The organism is Rhodococcus sp. GQ147, from assembly GCF_059759155.1.
The window spans coordinates 1-17176 of sequence record NZ_JCAXDU010000015.1; the positions used below are offsets into that span (position 1 = coordinate 1).

Sequence of the window (17176 nt, forward strand, 5' to 3'; positions counted from 1 at the left end):
ATTATGCAGAAAATGTGCCGGCCCAACGGTTTTCGAGAACCGGCACGAGCTGCTTCCCGGTCCGCAGACGAACCGGGAAGCAGCCGGAGAATCAGGGGCGCGGTGCCTTCGGACGCGCGACCGGCCGCGGCAGTGCACGCGTCAGACGCGGAGCCCAACCGTGCGACGGCCAACGCTTGAGACCCAGCCGGTCCGGCGTGACGCGAGTGTTCACGAACTTGCCCTCGAGCTCTTCGTCGGCCTCCCCAACGAACCGGTAGAGGATCGTGCCGCCGTTCTCCTCCGTGCGAGCGGCTGCCTCCCACCCGGTAGCGCGGTAGACCGCGCGGACGATGTTGTCGGCGACGACGATGATCGGCAGTCCGTCGATTCCACGCGCCGCCGATCCTGCCGGCCACGGCTTGGACGCGAGTTCGCGCACCGCAGCCGGCGACGCCTTCTTCGCTTCGTTGACCCGCAGCACCACGCATGGCGTCGGCAGCTCGGGAGCAGGCGAGGCCGAGTACTGACGGACGAGCTCCGCGATCGGGATCGCCGTGCGATCGGCTTCGGACTCCTCGGTTGCGCCCGCCAGGTTGGTGAGTACGCATTCGCCGCGGTGCGGTTCGGTCAGTCCGAGCGCCGCGATGACCGCTTCGGCCGTCACTGCGGCGGTATGGTCGGCGTCGGTCTTCGGGTTCAGCGCGTCGGCCACGACGAAATGCTCCACCGCGTAGCCGGACTCGTAGACGGTTCGGATGCGCCGCAGAGCCGCCTCGGTCTCGGGGGTGGCCAGCGGTGTCTTCTCGCCGGCCTCGGTCAGCTTCGAGGTCTCTCCGAGCGCCGTCCAGACGAGGGTGAAGATGCGATTTCCCCGTCCGGCGCCGACGTAGAAGATGCTCCGGTCGCGAGGGTCGAGCAGGGCGTAGACGTAGGCGCCGAGCTGGTCGCAGATGTTCTTCGGAAGCAGTTTCGGGCTGGGGGCGCGGTCTTCGACATGGTTCACGAGGGCACGCAGGACGGTCAGGCGCAGTGCCACGGGGACCTTGCCGGCGGAGCCGCCGAACAGTTCGCGGTTGGCTGCATCCACGGAGCCGAAGGTGCGTCCGATGTGACGGCTGAGGGCGCCGAGCGCGTGGGTGAACTCCGCAAGTCTCTGGCGTGGATCGTCCGCTGTATCCGGCAACTCGTTGCTGGTCAGGAACATCTGGATCTCGGGAGATTCCAACAGAGTTTGGGCAATGTTCGGAGGAACTGTCCACACTGTGCGCATAGAGCGACTCTAGGCCACACACAAGATTGGGGAGTCGCTCCGCGCAGGCGCCGCGCCGCCGAATCCGGAGGAAGAACCCGAGGAGAACCCGAGCCGGATAAGCTCGCGTGCCATGACAGCGGTGCGGACCCGTTCCCGTTCTCGGTTGTTGCGGGACACCGCGTCGTCCGCGCAGGTCGAAGCACTTCTGATCATCACGGTCGCGACCATCCTCGTCACCCGTCTGTACCTGCATCTGACGGGCTATCCGCAGGTCGGCGGGTCGGTCCTGCACATCGCTCACGTGCTGTGGGGCGGTCTGCTCATGGTCGCCGCGCTGATGGTCTCGTTGACCTTCATCGGCAGGGCGCCCGACCGCATCGCGGTGCTGCTCGGCGGTATCGGGTTCGGCCTCTTCCTCGACGAGGTCGGCAAGTTCGTCACGAAGACCAACGACTACTTCTACCGACCCTCGGTGGCGATCATGTACGTGGTGGTCGTGTTGCTGCTCGTCGTCAATCGAGCGGTGCACCTCCGTCGCGGGCCGTCGCCCGACGAGTATCTCGCCAACGCCGCGCTCACGGCGACGGACGGGCTCGCCCACGGCCTGACCCCGACCGATCGCGACCAGGCGCGAGTGCAGCTCGAACGCGCACGTGAGGGTGGAGTCGATCCCGAGGTCGTCGAACAGACCGATCTCCTGCTCGCCCGGTGCCGGGAGGTACCATCGCGCTTCTCGTGGGTGTCGCTCCGGCTGCCGGAGCGACTGCGAGGTGAGCGCAGCGTCCGCGTCGCGGCAGCCCTGCTCACCATTTTCTCCGTCGGCATTCTCCTCAATGCAGCCGCCACTTTGGAGGAGGATCTCGCCGCGCGGACGAGCAACGTGGTGACCGTGATCCAGCTCGTCGGCTCCGGCGTCACCGTCCTGCTGTGCGTGGTGGGATCGGTGGGCTTGTGGCGGCGGCGAAGGTGGGCGATCCGTGCACTCCGGACGGCCGCGTTGATCACCGTCTTCTTCGTCGACGTGCTGGAGTTCGCCGTCCAGGAGTTCGGGGCGCTGCTCAACGTCGCTGTGGGCGCCGCGGCGCTGTCGGTGTTCTCACACCACCTGCGTCAGATGTCCCGGCACGAGGCGTTGCCGGACACGGCGTGAGCAGGTGGGCCCCGCCGCAACCGTGTTGTGGACGAATCACGGCACCGCTGCCCACCGTGTGCGCTTCGTCGCATACCGTATAGACCGTGAGCACCCCAGCCTCTGACGCCACCGGTTCCGCGTCGACGTGGCCCGCGCTACTCACGTGGCGTGCGGCCGATGCGTCTCGGATGGAGTCGGTACGAGTACAGCTCTCCGGCCGCCGCATCAAGGCGTCCGGTCGCATCGTGGGTGCGGAGTGCACCGACCATCCGGCCTTCAGCGCGTCGTACGACCTGGTGACGGATGAGAACGGTGTCACCCGCCGATTGTCGGTGCGCACCACCCTCGCTTCGGGCGAACGGCACATGTCCCTCACCCGGTCCGAAGAGGGCATCTGGATGTCCGACAACGGCATCGACCATCAGCGGTCCACCTTCGGCGGGGCGTTGGACGTCGATGTGGTGTTCAGCCCGTTCTTCAACGCCCTGCCCATCCGCCGGCACGACCTGCAGGCCGGAGCCGACGACGTGGAGGTGCCCGTCGTCTACGTCAACCTCATCGATCTCAGCATCGAGGAGGCGACGGTCGTCTACAGCAGTGCGTCCGACGGCATCCATGTGCTGTCGCCGCGCTCGTCGTCGTCGGTGACCGTCGACGAGGACGGCTTCGTCCTCGAGTACCGAGGACTCGCCTCCCGCATCTAGGGCTGTCCCGACGCCTCCACCGCCATCGCCACGGCGAACGCGGCCGATTCGGCGGGGTGGCTACCGTGCCCGTGCGTTCCGCCGGTGAGGCCGACGATCTGGAGTCCGACCGGCGACGACCCGCCGTCAGGAGCCGGCACCGACAGGGCCGGGACACCGAGGACGCTGAACGGGACACACATCTGCAGCAGCGGTGCGCGCAGCTCGACGGGATCGCTCGTCAGCGGCGCCGAACGCACGCCGGTAGTGACGGTGATCAGCGCGTCGAGCTTGTCCACGGTGCGGAGGCGGTGCACGACGTCGTGACGTAGTCGCGCCACCGCCCGGGCCGCGTGGATGTACTCGTAGGCCGGCCGGTCGCGTTGCGCGGCGAGCAGAGCGGCCGTCGGAGGCTGGTAGCGGTCGGGATCGGCTTCGAACCACGCGCGATGCGTCTCGTATGCTTCCGAGCCGGTGACCACGGGATACAACTCGAGCATCTCGTCGGTCTCGGGCAGTTCCACGTCGACGACGCGGGCGCCCAGATCCGTGAGGGTGCGGCACGCCGTCTCGACGGCCTCGTCGAAGACGGGTGACAGATCCCAGATGCCGCCCCGCAGGCGTCCGATGCGCAGTTCGGAGACCGGGGTGCGCAGGTGCGCGATGCCCGGAAGGGCGCCCCACGCGAGTGAGGCGTCCAGAGCGTCGGCGGCGAGCAGACCGACGTGGTCGAAGGTCGTCGACAGCGGGAACACGCCCTGCTCGGGCAGGGCACCGAAGCCCGGCTTGAATCCGACGATCCCGCACAGCGCCGCCGGGGTACGGACGCTGCAGCCGGTGTCGGTTCCCAGCGCGACGGGCACGACGCCCCTCGCGACCAGCACTGCGGAGCCCGACGACGAACCACCGCTGATCAGGTCCGGGTTGTGGGGGTGGGGGGCCGCGCCGGACACATTGATCAACCCGGTGGGCCCGTAGGCGAACTCGTGGAGATGGGTCTTCGCCACCACGATGGCTCCGGCTTCGCGGAGCTTCTCGATGACGCGAGCATCGCGCCGGGCCGTAGGCGCATCGGCGAGGACCGCGCTGCCGCAGCGGGTGGGGAACCCGGCGACGTCGATGTTGTCCTTCACCGCGACCGCGACGCCGTGCAACGGGCCGATCCAGCTCCCGGCGGCGATCTGCTCGTCGGCGAGGGCTGCGGCTTCGAGCGTCGCCTCGTCGTTGCGGGCGGCGACGGTGTTCCCCCAGGGGGTCCCGACGAGGGCGTCGAGTTCGGCGAGAACCGAGCGGACGTGTTCGGTGGGGGTCGTCTTGCCGGTGGTCAGCGCCGAGGCGATGTCGCGGAGGTTCATCGTGTCCACACTCCACCGCGTCGTCCGGCCTCGCGGAACGCTGCGATCCAGCCCTCGTCGCCGGGCTGCGTGCCGACGATGGGGTCGCGACGGCGCTGTTCGTAGCGGGTCCGAGCCGCGTGACCGGCGCGGGTGAGTTCGGAGGTGCTGCGGTCGGCCAGTTGCTCCCGGGCCGTTCTCAGCACCTCGAGTGTCTCGTCCAGCGCGACCAGCAGGGCTTCCGCGTTGCCTTCGCACATCGCGTCGACCAGGGCCGGGGCCGTCGCGGCGACCCGCGTGCCGTCCCGGAAGGAGCCGGCGGCGAGACCGAGTGCGAGATCGCCGCCTCCGGCGCCCGAGAGGGCCAGCGCTTCGGCGAGGAGATGGGGGAGATGGGAGACTCGCGCGACCGCCGCGTCGTGCTCCCGGGATTCGGCGGGCACGACGACGGAGCCGCAGTCGAGCGCGAGGTCGGCGACCTGCCGCCACACCTCGGGATCGGTGCCGTCGTCGACGGTCACCACCCACACCGCGTCGCGGAACAGGTCGGCGGTCCCAGCGGTCCAGCCGGACTCCGCCGTACCTGCCATGGGGTGTCCACCCACGAAACGCCGCGACAGGCCGTGAGCGGCGACGGCAGCGGCCACTTCCGCCTTGATGCTCACCACGTCGGTGAGCGCGACCTCGGGGGCGTGCTCGGCCACCGCCTCGAGGATGCTGCCCACTGCCGGCATCGGCACCGCGATCACCACCAGGGCGCTGGTGTCGGCTGCGCGACGCAGCGTGGCCGTGAGGTCGGTGGACGCGTCGAAGCCGTCGGCGACGGCGGCCTCCACGGCCTGCGACGACCTGTTGTAACCCCACGCCTGCCTTCCGGTGGCCGCGGCGGCGCGCAGCAGAGAACCACCGATCAGACCGAGGCCGAGGACACAGACGGGCGGGGAAGAGACGGCTGAGGACACCTCATCAGGTTGGCATATCCCGTGCTGGGCTTCATTCACCGGACGTGGCCGACTACCGTTGCGCCCATGGCTGCACAGCGTGTAGGGAACAAGAGCCCTTCCGTGACCCAGAGCGGGAACCCCGCCGGGAATTCGAGCGACGACCTCGACGGCTTCGCCGTCGCCGTGACGCGGGAGGAAGGTCGTTGGAAGTGCCGGGTGTTGTCCGGTGCCGCACTGACGAGTCTCGATACCGCAGTGACCGAGTTGCGGGAGCTGAGAAGTTCCGGCGCAGTCTTCGGTCTGCTGAATGTGGACGACGAATTCTTCATCATCGTGCGTCCCGCACCTGCGGGAACGAGGTTGCTGCTGTCCGACGCGACGATGGCCGTCGACTACGACATCGCCGCCGACGTCCTCGATGCGCTGAACATCGAGATCCCCGATATCGATCCCGACGAGCTCGACGACATCGAGCCGTGGGAGGAAGGCGACCTCGGCATCCTGGCCGACATGGGTCTGCCCGAGCCGGTGCTCTCGGTGATCCTGTCGGAGACCGACCTGTATCCCGACGAGCAACTCGACGAGATCGCCCAGCGACTCGGTTTCGACGACGTCCTGGGTAACACCCTGGACAAGCTCCGTTAGATGGGGCTGCGCGACGACGAGGCATTGATCCGGGTCGCGCTGGAGGCCGCCGCTGCCGCGCCCGCCGGTGACGTACCGGTGGGCGCGGTGGTGTTCGGGCCGGACGGCACCGAGATCGCGCGAGCGGCGAACTCCCGCGAGGCCACCGGCGACCCCACAGCGCACGCCGAGGTGCTCGCTCTGCGCGCGGCAGCGCAGGTCTACGGCGACGGATGGCGTCTCGAAGGCGCAACCCTTGCCGTGACCCTCGAACCCTGCACGATGTGCGCGGGAGCGTCGGTGCTCTCCCGGGTATCGCGGGTGGTCTTCGGGGCGTGGGAGCCGAAGACGGGCGCCGTCGGGTCGCTGTGGGACGTGGTGCGCGATCGGCGCCTCACGCACCGTCCGGAAGTGCGCGGTGGTGTGCTCGAAGCCGAGTGCGCGGCCGTGCTCGAGGCGTTCTTCCGGGAACATCGAGGGCCGGCTTCGGAGCTGTGACCAGGCGATTTCAGGATGAGGCCTGCAATCCGCTAGAGTCGTCAGCGGTGGCGTGACCGAGCGGCCGAAGGAGCGCGCCTCGAAAGCGCGTGACGGGTAACCCCCGTCCGTGGGTTCAAATCCCACCGCCACCGCCAGAGAGCCCCTTACCTGTTAGTGCAGGTGAGGGGCTTTTCTCATGTCTGCAGGTCGCCAAGGCCGGGGTCCGAAGCATCCGCTACGGCTTTTGCTATCCGCCGCAGCAATTGCTGTGGCGGATAGCGAACTTGATTGCGAGTGGACTGCGGAGTCGACGAAGCGCCCGAGGGAGACGACGAGACCTACGGATTCGGTCGGCAGCGGCCCTTGGGGGCGTCACGTCGGCTGATCCTGATGGACCGCCGCGGGCACGGCGACTCGCCGGATCTCGACGGGGCCCATCGCACCGACTACGAGGTGGACGCCGCCGACATCGTCGAACTGCTCGGTGACGGCGCCCATCTCGTCGGACATTCGTACGGTGCGGTCGCAGCGATGCTCGCGGCGGTGGAACGGCCGGACCTGGTGCGGTCGCTGTGCCTGATCCAGCCCGGGTGCCTGAAGGTTGCGGAGAGCGAACCGGTGGTCGCCGAGAACCTCGCCCGCGCTCGCGCGTCCCAGGTGACGCTCCCGCCCGAGCTCACTGCGGAGGACTATCTGCGTCTCATCACGGAGAGCGTCGGCATGCCGCCGGCGGAACCCACCCCGAAGCGACTACGCGCAGCGGCGACGTCGATGCGGGAGAGACCGTGCTGGGACGCCGACATCCCCCTCGAGTCGCTCGCGGCGGCGCCGTGGCCGAAGCTCGTCGTCGTCGGTGACTGGGCGGGCGCACCCGACGAGTACAAGCGGCTGGCGGGAGATCCGCTGACGGTCACGGCGCGGGTCGTCGCCGACCGGATCGGGGGAGAACTGCTCGAAGTTCCCGGTTTCTACCCGCACGTCCAGCAGCCGGAACGAGTCAACGAGGCGCTCGAGGAACTGTGGAGTCGGGCCGACGCCCGGTGACGAGAGGTCGGCCGACGGCGTCGGCGACCACCACGGCGAACATCCACAGCCCCGCCGCGACACCGGCGACGGCTGCCACCGCAGGCGATGCGAGACCGCCTGCCAGACCGACGATTCCGATCACCAGCATTCCCCAGCCCATGACCCGGAACATCGCGCGGCCGAAGGCCCGTGCGAAGGGAACGAAGTGCGCACCGACGACGCAGACCACCCACGGGACCGTCAGTTCCGAACGATCGAACAACGCGAGAAGCCTTGCGCCACCGACGATCAGCACGACCATGGCCGCGACCGACACGAGGTAGATCGTCGATGCCTGCTTCGAGGGCGGCTCCAACTGCTCGAAACTCCGCGGTCGTATGAGCACGGCCCAGACGAAAACAGCGATGGCGCAGAACCATCCGACAACGACGATCCAGGTCCACGGTGATCCCAGAGCGGCACCGTTCACGAGCATGAAGGCCGACGCGCCACCCGCGCCGATCAGCGCTCCCCACACCTCGGGACGATGGGTCGCTCGGTAACCCCTCGCCGTTCCCGGCCCGAATCGCTCCGCAGGCGGTGTCGTGCGCATCCAGTTCCCCCATTCCGAGTCGACCACCGATCCGCCGGTGGACGCTAGCGGATGGGCGGCCGGTCGTCGTCAGAGTTCGCGCCAACTCCCGTCGTTCATGTCGTGTCCGTGCGCGGCCATCAACATGAGGCCGCCGTCGACGGGGATCGAGCGCCCCGTCAGGTACGACGAGCGTGGGGACGCGAGGAAGGCGACGACGGAGGCAACTTCGTTGACGTGCCCGGGACGTCCGGTGGGGTTGCCCGGTCGCTCCTCGTGGAAGGCCTCGGATTCGTCCATGCCGGTCATGGGCGTGGAGATCTCACCGGGAGCCACCGAGTTGACCGTGATGCCGTAGCGGGCCCATTCGAGGGCGAGGCACTGCGTGAGCATGCCGAGGCCGGCCTTCGCCGTGCAGTAGGCGGAGGCGCCGTAGCGGGGGATGTGCTCGTGGACGCTCGTGATGTTGACGATGCGGCCGCCGCCCCCGGAGTCGATCATGTGTCGCGCGGCGCGTTGGGAGCACAGGAACGGGCCGTCGAGGTCGGTGGAGAGCATCTCCCGCCACCGTTCGAAGGACAGGTCGAGCACCTCGTCGCGGTGTCCGGTGCCGGCGTTGTTCACCAGCACCCCGAGACCGCCGAGCTTTCCGGTGAGTTCGTCGATCACATCGGCGGTGTCCGGGCTGGTCAGGTCCTGTCGGGCCACGAAGCACCGCTGTCCGCGCTGTTCGACCCCGGCGCGGGTGTCCTCGGCCCCGGCCTCGTCGGTGTGGAAGGTGATGCCGACGTCGAACCCCTCGGTGGCGAGCAGTTCGGCGGTCGCCTTGCCCATGCCGGAGTCGGCGCCGGTGACGATGGCGAGTCTGTCGTGAGCTGGAGTGGTCATGCGTCGTGGTTACCCATGAGCGCCCGCGGCACACTGCGAACCCACGGCAGACCGTGACCCACGGCAGACTGTGACCCCACGGCAGACTGGGGCCATGCGACTGCTGCTGCTCGCCGACACCCACGTACCGACGCGCGCCCGCGACCTGCCGTCGCAGGTGTGGGACGAGGTGGCCCGCGCGGACGTGGTGATCCACGCGGGCGACTGGATGGACGTGACACTGCTCGACGCGCTGGAAGAGCGGTCCCGGCAGCTGGTCGCGTGTTGGGGCAACAACGACGGTCCGCTCCTGCGGGAACGGCTGCCGGAGGTCGCGCGGGTGACCCTCGACGGTGTGCGCGTCGCGGTGGTGCACGAGACCGGGGCGTCGACCGGGCGCGACAATCGGATGGCCGCGGCCTATCCCGACACCGACGTCCTCGTCTTCGGCCACTCGCACATCCCCTGGGACACGACCGCGCCGAGCGGATTGCGCCTGCTCAACCCGGGTTCACCCACCGACCGGCGTCGGCAGCCGTACTGCACCTACATGACCGCGACCATCGACGACGGCGTGCTCCGCGACGTCGAACTGCATCGGCTCGGGTGAGGGCGATCGAAGGGGAGGTTGTGTGCGTATTTTCGCGAACGGACGCACGCAACCTCCCCGAACTCAGTCGCTCGGGCCGATCAGTTTCCGCACGACTTTCAGGAGTTCGTCGACGTCCTCGGGCGGCGTCGTGCTTGTCTCGCCCGACATGGCGGCGCCGTAGTAGAGCCCGTCGCCGATGAGCATCACCGCTCGTGCCGCAGCGGGATCGGTGACCTCGTCGGACAGTGCCTCGAACCAGCCCTGATGGATGCGGCGCAGCGCCTGCTGGGCGCGCGGGTTCGCGGTCTGGCTCAGGCGGGTCAGGGCGACGATGGCCCGGTCGAGCGGGGTGTCGGCGAAGACCGAGGTGCGGATGTAGTAGGTCGCCGGTCCTTCGGGAGCCGTGCGCATCAGTTCGGCGTCGTCGGCTGCGAGTGTCTCGAGGTGTTCGGCGAGAGCCTCGACGAGGGCGTCCTTGGACGGGAAGTGATAGAGCAGACCACCTTTGGACACGTTCGCCGCCGCGGCGACGGACTCGAGTGTCGCGGCGCGCTCGCCCTGCTCGAGCAGGATCGTCACGAAGGCGTCGAGAAGTTTGGCGCGGGCGGCAGGGGCAGGTGGCACGGCCCGATCGTACGACGTGGTTACTGTACCGTCCAGCTGGTACAGTAACGACGGTTCGATTCCTCTCTCGCGAAAGTTCGATATCCGTGGCGACATCTGTGCCTGTTTCGGAACCCACCGTGACGAAGGCGGCTCCTCGGGACTGGGTCGCGCTCGCGGTACTGATGCTTCCGGTGCTGCTCGTGTCGGTCGACAACACCGTCCTGGCCTTCGCGCTGCCCGGGATCTCCTCCGCGCTGCAGCCCACCGCTGCGCAACAGTTGTGGATCATCGACATCTACCCGCTGGTGCTCGCAGGTCTGCTGGTGGCGATGGGCAGCCTCGGCGACCGCATCGGGCGACGCCGCCTGTTGCTCATCGGCGCGACCGGATTCGCCGCCGTCTCGGTCGCTGCGGCCTACGCACCTTCCGCGGAACTGCTCGTGACCGCCCGCGGTGCACTCGGCTTCTTCGGGGCCATGCTCATGCCGTCCGCGCTGTCGTTGCTGCGCAACATCTTTCTCGATGCCACTCAGCGCCGTCTCGCCATCGCGATCTGGGCCTCGTGTTTCGCGGCGGGCGCTGCACTCGGGCCGATCATGGGCGGATTCCTGCTCGAACATGCCTGGTGGGGCTCGGTCTTCCTGTTGGCCGTGCCGGTGCTGATCCCGCTGCTCGTGCTCGCGCCGATGTTCGTCCCCGAGTCGAAGGACCCGAATCCGGGCCGCATCGACATCGTGAGCATCGCGCTGTCACTGCTGACCCTTGCGCCGATCGTCTTCGCGATCAAGAAGATCGCCGACAGTGGCCTCGGTGCCGTCGCCGTCGTTCCGGCCGTGGTCGGTGTGGTCGCGCTCGTCGCGTTCGTGCGCCGGCAGTTGCAGCGCCCGAACCCCATGCTCGACGTCCGTCTGTTCCGCGTGCCCACCTTCTCCGGTGCCGTCGCGGTGAACCTGCTGTCCGTCGTCTCCCTCGTGGGCTTCCTGTTCTTCGTGTCCCAGCATCTGCAACTCGTGATCGGACAGAGCCCGATGGAGGCCGGACTGAGCCTGGTCCCGGGACTGGCGGTGATGGTCGTGGCCGGGATGTCGGTCGTCGCGCTCGTGCGGTGGGTGCAGCCGTCGTCGATCATCGTCTGCGCGCTCCTGCTCTCGGCGACCGGCTACGCGCTGGTGTTCCTGCTCGCCTCACCGTCGGCGCTCACCCCGATCATCGTGGCGTTCGCGGTCCTCGGCGCGGGTATCGGTGCGGCGGAGACGCTGTCGAACGACCTCATCGTGTCGAGTGTCCCGCCCGCGAAGGCCGGTGCCGCGTCGGCGGTGTCGGAGACGGCCTACGAGATGGGTGCCGTGCTCGGTACGGCGATCCTCGGGTCGGTGCTCTCCGCGTCCTACACTGCGCATCTCCTGCTCCCTGCCGGGCTGAGCACGGAACAGTCGGAGGTTGCTCGGGAGACGCTCGGCGGCGCCCACGCCGTGGCCGGGAACCTGCCCGCCGACCGGGCCGACGCGTTGCTCGCCGCAGCAGGATCGGCGTTCGACAGCGGCGTCACGATCACCTCCGGGATCGGGGTGGTCCTCATGATCGCCTCCGCCGGAATCGCGTGGCTCACGTTGCGCCCCCGCAGTGACGTAGCACCCCACACGGAATCCGGCATCGTTTAAATTTGCAGGATGCGGAAACTGGTGTGGGCGCTCGTCGCCGTCGTGGTCGTGGCGCTGCTCGGCTTCTTCGTCGCCCCATGGGTATACGGGACGTTCATCGCCGAGGACGACGCGCCCGCCGCGTCCGTCTCGACCGAAGGTGCCGAAGCCGCGACCGGTGAGCTCGACGGGGAGTGGACCGTCGTCGAGGGTGCCGAACCCAACCGCACCGCCGCCGGCTACACGGTGCACGAGATCCTGCGCGGGGCCGACGTCACCGTGGTGGGCAGCACCGATCAGGTCTCCGGTTCGGCGACCATCACCGACGGCACCCTCGAGGCCGCCGAGGTCGTCGTGCAGGTCGAGGGCATCACCACCGACAGTGGCCAGCGCGACGGCCAGTTTCGCACTCGGGTGATGGACACCGCGGCGCACCCGACGGCGACGTTCGCCCTCACCGAGCCCGTGGATCTGACGTCCCTGCCCGACGACGGCAGCATCGGTTCCGTCACCGCGACCGGCACGCTCACCCTGCGCGGCGCCGAACGGCCCGTGACCGTCGACGTCGACGTCCTGCGCACGGGTGAGCGTCTCGTGGCGTCGGGGAGCATCCCCACCACCTGGACCGATTACGGCGTGGAGCCGCCGAACCTCGGATTCGTGACGGTCGACGGCGCGGGCAGCGTCGACTTCCTCGTCACGTTCGAGCAGAACTGACGTTCTCGGTCTCCTCCGCGTGGGTCTGTTTCGGCGCCCAGCCGGGCGGGCCGAAGGCGTAACCGAGCTTGTCGCGGAACGTCCCGGCCGTACGCCAGTCGCGGGCGATCGCCCGGTACTCGTGCGTCTGCAGATCCCAGATGTTGTACGTGCCGACGGGCTTGGTGAGCCCGTAGGTGGGCCGGTGGTCCTCGGCCTTGAAGGTGCCGAACATCCGGTCCCAGATGATGAGGATGCCCGCGTAGTTGCGGTCGAGGTAGTCGGGATCGGAGCCGTGGTGCACCCGATGGTGCGAGGGCGTGTTGAACACGAATTCGATCGGGCGGGGGAGCGTGCCGACCCGCTCGGTGTGCACGAAGAACTGGTAGACGAGGCTGACGGAGAAGCCGACGAAAACCATCCACGGTGGGATGCCGATCAGGGGGAGCGGCAGCCACATGATGATCTCGCCGCTGTTGTTCCACTTCTGGCGCAGCGCGGTCGCGTAGTTGAAGTACTCGCTCGAGTGGTGCGCCTGGTGGGTCGCCCAGACCAGGCGGACGCGGTGCGCCATCCGGTGGTACCAGTACCAGAGGACGTCGATGCCGACGAGCAGGATCACCCACGTGTACCAGGCGTCGGCGGGCAGGTGCCACGGCGCGACGTAGACCCACAGGGCCGAATATCCGACGAGGGCCAGCACCTTCCATGCGGCGCTCGTGACGATGGAGACCAGACCCATCGAGATGCTCGCGCGTGCGTCCCGCTTCTCGTAGCCGCCGCGCGGGGGGCGGGTGCGTCCGTCGGGGCCCGGCTCGACGTGTTCGAGGGTGCGGGCCGCGATCCATTCGAGGATCAGGAAGGTGAGGAAGGCGGGAATCGCCAGGGTCACCGGATCGTGGAGGGGGTCGAGCAGCGACCCCCACGATTCCTGCAGGGTTTCCCACATCGCAACGACCTCCGATAGCTGTGAACAACCGTCCACATTACCGCTGGTGTGGCTTGCATCACCAGGGCCCTCGAATCGGGACCCGGGTGGCGACTCGCGTCCTCACGATTCCGGGTGGTTCGGTATTGCTGGTAGGAATTGACCCGTCCCGTCGAGACGGGCCGGCCGACGACATCAGGCAGCGCGAGAGGCATGGCATGCACATCACCGCGAGGGTCGACTACGCCGTGCGGACCCTGCTCGAACTCGCGGCGATCGAGGACGGTCGCCTGACGAAGGCGGAGACCCTCGCGGCGGCGCAGACCATCCCGCACAAGTTCCTCGAGGCCGTTCTCGCCGACCTGCGTCGCGGTGGGTTGGTGAACAGCCGGCGGGGACCGGAGGGCGGTTACTGGCTCGCGCGACCCGCGGCCGAGATCTCCATTGCCGACATCATCCGCACGGTCGAGGGCCCGCTGGCGTCGGTGCGTGGCGAGCGGCCCGAGGACGTCGTCTACAGCGGGGCGGCCGAACGGCTGCAGGACGTGTGGATCGCGGTGCGTGTGAACCTGCGCGCCGTGCTCGAAGAGGTATCGCTCGCGGATGTCGTCACGGGAGACCTCCCCGGTTTCGTGGAGGATCTTACGAAGGATCCGGGCGCCTGGGAGCGTCGCCGGGTGTGAAGCCCGCGATAGGCCGGGAACGCCTGTGGGCGATGTCATAAATTTGCATGACTCTGCAAACTTACAGAACTCTGCAAAATCAGTAACCTGGATGGAGTGACCATCACTCCCGGCCTGCGCGACCGCAAGAAGGCGGCCACTCGTGCGGCTCTCGCGACCGCCGCGGCCGAACTCGCTCGTGAACACGGTCTGGCCGCCGTGACGGCCGATGCGATCGCAGCGCGCGCGGGTGTCTCGACCCGCACCTTCCACAACTACTTCGCGAGCAAGGAAGACGCCGTCCTCGCGTATCTCGAGACTCGGGTCGAGGAGTGGATCGACCTGCTGCGCGATCGTCCCGCCGACGAGGACATCATGGATTCGCTGCTCGCGGTGGCCCTGGACGTCGTGCAGAACCCCGACTGGCCGTTCGGCGAGATCGTCGCGTGCATCACCCTGCTCGAGGAGAGCAACGTGCTGTTGTCCCGGCAGATCGAGGTCGAGCGGCGTTCGTCGCAGTTGCTCGTCGAGATCATCGCCGAACGCACCGGCACCGACCCCGATGCCGACCTGTACCCCTCGCTGCTGAACTACGCCGCCATGGGCGCCGTGCGCGCGGCCATGGAGACACACGCGACCGGGACGACGGACCGGTCGGTCGAAGAGCTCATCCGCGAGGCGTTCGACCAGCTCCGACGCGGATTCTCCTGATTCCGGACCTCTGCCCGTTCCGACCATCCGACCCCACCAGGATCTTCCGACATAGAAAGGGTGCCCCGTGGCGACCTACCTGTACCGGCTGGGCAAGTTCGCCCACCGACGGAAGGGCGCAGTGCTGTCCTTCTGGATCGCGCTGCTCGTGCTCTTCGGGGTCGGTGCAGCAACCCTGTCCGGGCCCACCACGGACGCGTTCACGCTTCCGGGCACCCCCGCGCAGAAGACCCAGGACCTCATGGCGGAGCGGTTCCCGTCGACCGAAGATCCGATGAACGGGCTCAGCGCGCGTTACGTCTTCGCCGCGCCCGACGGGCAGACGCTCGACGACCCCGAGAACCTGGCCGCCGTCGACGAGGTCCTCGCCGCGGTCCGCGGCATCGACCGCGTCTCGCCGCCCGCCAAGGTCGACCCCGCCACCGCCTCGCCGGAGGAACAGGCCGGCGCGCTGGTCAACCCGGTCCTCGCCGACGCCGGTCTCGTCGAGCAGATGAAGGCCGTCGCCGCGCAGCAGGGCACCTCCGAAGAGGCTGCGCTGTCCGACGCCCAGGCCCTGTCGCCGCTGAGCGCCGACCGCACCGTCGGCTTCGTCACCGTCCCGTTCGAGGGCGAGATCACCGACGTCGACCAGGCCCTGCGCGACCAGATCTTCGACGCCGCCGAGATCGGCCGTGACGCCGGCCTGACCGTCGAGGTCAGCGGTACGGCTGCCGCCGAGATGGGCATGCCCGGTGGCACCGCCGAACTCATCGGCATCGGCATCGCCGCGATCGTGCTCACCCTGACCTTCGGCTCGCTCGTCGCCGCCGGACTTCCGCTGGTCACCGCACTCGTCGGCGTCGGCATCGGCAGCCTCGGCATCACCATCGCCTCCGGCTTCGCCGACCTCAGCTCGATGACCCCGACGCTGGCGGTCATGATCGGTCTGGCCGTGGCGATCGACTACTCGCTGTTCATCGTCTCGCGCTTCCGGCACGAACTCACCATCACCTCTGATCGCACCGAGGCCGCCGGCCGTGCCGTGGGCACCGCCGGTTCCGCGGTCGTCTTCGCCGGCCTGACGGTCATCATCGCCCTCATGGCGCTGAGCGTCGTCGGCATCCCGTTCCTGTCGGTCATGGGTTACGCTGCCGCGTTCACGGTGCTCATGGCCGTGCTCATCGCCGTGTCGCTGCTGCCCGCCGTGCTCGGACTGTTCGGGGAGAAGGCCTTCGCCGGCCGCATCCCGTTCCTGAACAAGCGCGGTTCCGACGACGACACCCCCAAGGCGGGCGCCAAGTTCGTCGGCCTGATCACGCGACGCCCGGCCATCCCGCTCATCGCCGGTGTGGTCCTCCTCGGTGCGCTCGCGCTGCCCGCCACCGGACTGAACCTCGCCCTGCCGTCGGAGGCCACCGCCGATCCGGCGACCAGCGCCCGCAAGGCCTACGACCTGGTCGACGAGGGATTCGGTCCCGGACGCAACGGCCCGCTGGTCGTCGTCGTCGACACCCAGAACGCCGACGTGGAGGCCCCAGTCGCGTTCGGTGCCGTCGTCGGCAAGCTGTACGAGAACGACGAGGTCGTCAACGCCCAGATCGTCGCGGTGAACGAGGCGGGAGACACCGCCCAGATCCTCGTCACTCCGCGCAGCGGCCCGACCGATCCCGCGACGATGGACCTCGTCCAGAGCATCCGCGACGGCGAGACCGAGCTGAACGAGGAGTTCGGCCTGTCCTACGGCGTGACCGGCCAGACCGCGCTCGAGGGCGACGTCTCCGACAGCCTCCAGAGCGCACTGGCTCCGTACCTCGCGGTCGTCGTCGGCCTCGCCTTCATCCTGCTGATGCTGGTGTTCCGCTCGATCCTGGTGCCGCTCACCGCAACCCTCGGCTTCCTGCTCAGCGTCCTGGCGACCTTCGGTGCCACCGTCGCGGTCTTCCAGGAGGGCTGGGGCGGCCTGATCGCCAACCCGCAGCCCATCGTGAGCTTCATGCCGATCATCCTCATCGGCGTCGTCTTCGGTCTTGCGATGGACTACCAAGTGTTCCTGGTGACGCGTATGCGTGAGGACTACGTCCACGGCGCGAGCGCACTCGAGGCCGTCCGCAGCGGCTTCGCACACGGCGCGCGCGTGGTGAGCGCAGCGGCGATCATCATGATCTCGGTGTTCGCGGCGTTCATCGCCGAACCGGACTCGCTGATCAAGTCGATCGGTTTCGCACTCGCCGCGGCGGTCTTCTTCGACGCCTTCATCGTCCGCATGGTCATCATCCCGTCGGTGATGGCGCTACTCGGCGACAAGGCGTGGTGGCTGCCGAAGTGGCTCGACCGGATCCTTCCGAACGTCGACGTCGAGGGCGAGAAGCTCACCCGCGAGCTCGGTGCCACCGAGCCCGCACCGGAATCCGCACGCGTGTGACGAACCCCCGGGCGGCCACGTACCCGACGCGGTGCGTGGCCG

At 68.5% G+C, this 17176-nt stretch carries 18 protein-coding genes and 1 tRNA gene; 12 read left to right on the top strand and 7 right to left on the bottom strand.

Features of this window, described 5'->3' with window-relative positions:
- Positions 1-91: 91 nt before the first annotated feature.
- On the bottom strand, positions 92-1207 hold the full coding sequence (locus AC6CID_RS17110) for a GIY-YIG nuclease family protein (protein ID WP_231413647.1): 1116 nt from the start codon (positions 1205-1207) through the stop codon (positions 92-94).
- A gap of 157 nt (positions 1208-1364) precedes the next feature.
- Here AC6CID_RS17110 and AC6CID_RS17115 point away from each other — a divergent pair, with 157 nt between their 5' ends.
- Entirely contained in the window at positions 1365-2384 is a 1020-nt protein-coding gene (locus AC6CID_RS17115; protein ID WP_498354229.1) for a hypothetical protein, read from the top strand.
- Between the two features lie 86 nt (positions 2385-2470).
- On the top strand, positions 2471-3070 hold the full coding sequence (locus AC6CID_RS17120; RefSeq protein WP_072740572.1) for a putative glycolipid-binding domain-containing protein: 600 nt from the start codon (positions 2471-2473) through the stop codon (positions 3068-3070).
- On the opposite strand, the gene AC6CID_RS17125 is transcribed toward AC6CID_RS17120, so the two are convergent.
- Both AC6CID_RS17125 and AC6CID_RS17130 read right to left on the bottom strand, forming a co-directional pair.
- Positions 3067-4413 (bottom strand): amidase, encoded by a 1347-nt coding sequence (locus AC6CID_RS17125; RefSeq protein ID WP_498354230.1) that lies wholly within the window; start codon positions 4411-4413, stop codon positions 3067-3069. The genes AC6CID_RS17120 and AC6CID_RS17125 overlap by 4 nt on opposite strands.
- Complete coding sequence (locus AC6CID_RS17130) at positions 4401-5363, bottom strand: prephenate dehydrogenase (protein WP_024102734.1); 963 nt, start codon at positions 5361-5363, stop codon at positions 4401-4403. Before AC6CID_RS17130 ends, AC6CID_RS17125 begins: the two co-directional genes overlap by 13 nt.
- Before the next feature lie 48 nt (positions 5364-5411).
- On the opposite strand from AC6CID_RS17130, the gene AC6CID_RS17135 reads away from it, so the two are divergent.
- From AC6CID_RS17135 to AC6CID_RS17150, 4 genes are all read left to right on the top strand, one after another.
- Positions 5412-5972, top strand: coding sequence for a tRNA adenosine deaminase-associated protein (locus AC6CID_RS17135; protein ID WP_024102735.1), 561 nt, complete (start codon positions 5412-5414; stop codon positions 5970-5972).
- A complete protein-coding gene (locus AC6CID_RS17140; protein ID WP_019290311.1) occupies positions 5973-6449 on the top strand; it encodes a nucleoside deaminase in 477 nt (158 codons plus the stop codon). It begins immediately after the preceding gene.
- Between the two features lie 46 nt (positions 6450-6495).
- Positions 6496-6586, top strand: a tRNA-Ser gene (locus tag AC6CID_RS17145).
- Between the two features lie 139 nt (positions 6587-6725).
- Positions 6726-7475 carry an alpha/beta fold hydrolase gene (locus tag AC6CID_RS17150; RefSeq protein ID WP_232512619.1) on the top strand — a complete coding sequence of 250 codons (750 nt, stop codon included), beginning with the start codon at positions 6726-6728 and terminating at the stop codon, positions 7473-7475.
- Here the strand turns inward: AC6CID_RS17150 and AC6CID_RS17155 are convergent.
- A complete protein-coding gene (locus tag AC6CID_RS17155) occupies positions 7429-8049 on the bottom strand; it encodes a hypothetical protein (protein ID WP_498354231.1) in 621 nt (206 codons plus the stop codon). The two genes, AC6CID_RS17150 and AC6CID_RS17155, sit on opposite strands and share 47 nt — an antisense overlap.
- A 69-nt stretch (positions 8050-8118) precedes the next feature.
- The gene (locus tag AC6CID_RS17160; protein ID WP_006552535.1) at positions 8119-8916 is read right to left on the bottom strand and encodes an SDR family oxidoreductase; all 798 of its coding nucleotides are present in this window, start codon (positions 8914-8916) and stop codon (positions 8119-8121) included.
- A gap of 94 nt (positions 8917-9010) precedes the next feature.
- Between AC6CID_RS17160 and AC6CID_RS17165 the strand changes: the two genes are divergently transcribed.
- A complete protein-coding gene (locus AC6CID_RS17165) occupies positions 9011-9505 on the top strand; it encodes a metallophosphoesterase family protein (RefSeq protein ID WP_006552534.1) in 495 nt (164 codons plus the stop codon).
- Between the two features lie 63 nt (positions 9506-9568).
- On the opposite strand, the gene AC6CID_RS17170 is transcribed toward AC6CID_RS17165, so the two are convergent.
- Positions 9569-10111 carry a TetR/AcrR family transcriptional regulator gene (locus tag AC6CID_RS17170; protein ID WP_019290308.1) on the bottom strand — a complete coding sequence of 181 codons (543 nt, stop codon included), beginning with the start codon at positions 10109-10111 and terminating at the stop codon, positions 9569-9571.
- A gap of 98 nt (positions 10112-10209) precedes the next feature.
- Between AC6CID_RS17170 and AC6CID_RS17175 the strand changes: the two genes are divergently transcribed.
- Together AC6CID_RS17175 and AC6CID_RS17180 are read left to right on the top strand one after the other, a co-directional pair.
- Entirely contained in the window at positions 10210-11754 is a 1545-nt protein-coding gene (locus AC6CID_RS17175) for an MFS transporter (RefSeq protein ID WP_498354232.1), read from the top strand.
- A gap of 9 nt (positions 11755-11763) precedes the next feature.
- Positions 11764-12450, top strand: a complete 687-nt coding sequence (locus AC6CID_RS17180; RefSeq protein WP_006552531.1) for a YceI family protein — start codon at positions 11764-11766, stop codon at positions 12448-12450.
- Here AC6CID_RS17180 and AC6CID_RS17185 read toward each other — a convergent pair.
- Entirely contained in the window at positions 12431-13378 is a 948-nt protein-coding gene (locus AC6CID_RS17185) for a sterol desaturase family protein (RefSeq protein WP_039586724.1), read from the bottom strand. The two genes, AC6CID_RS17180 and AC6CID_RS17185, sit on opposite strands and share 20 nt — an antisense overlap.
- 197 nt (positions 13379-13575) lie before the next feature.
- Between AC6CID_RS17185 and AC6CID_RS17190 the strand changes: the two genes are divergently transcribed.
- The 3 genes from AC6CID_RS17190 to AC6CID_RS17200 all read left to right on the top strand — a co-directional run bounded on the left by AC6CID_RS17190 (position 13576) and on the right by AC6CID_RS17200 (position 17134).
- A complete protein-coding gene (locus AC6CID_RS17190; protein WP_064061106.1) occupies positions 13576-14040 on the top strand; it encodes an RrF2 family transcriptional regulator in 465 nt (154 codons plus the stop codon).
- Positions 14041-14136: 96 nt separating this feature from the next.
- Entirely contained in the window at positions 14137-14730 is a 594-nt protein-coding gene (locus AC6CID_RS17195) for a TetR/AcrR family transcriptional regulator (protein ID WP_064061105.1), read from the top strand.
- 67 nt (positions 14731-14797) lie between these two features.
- A complete protein-coding gene (locus AC6CID_RS17200; protein ID WP_006552527.1) occupies positions 14798-17134 on the top strand; it encodes an MMPL family transporter in 2337 nt (778 codons plus the stop codon).
- Positions 17135-17176: the final 42 nt, after the last annotated feature.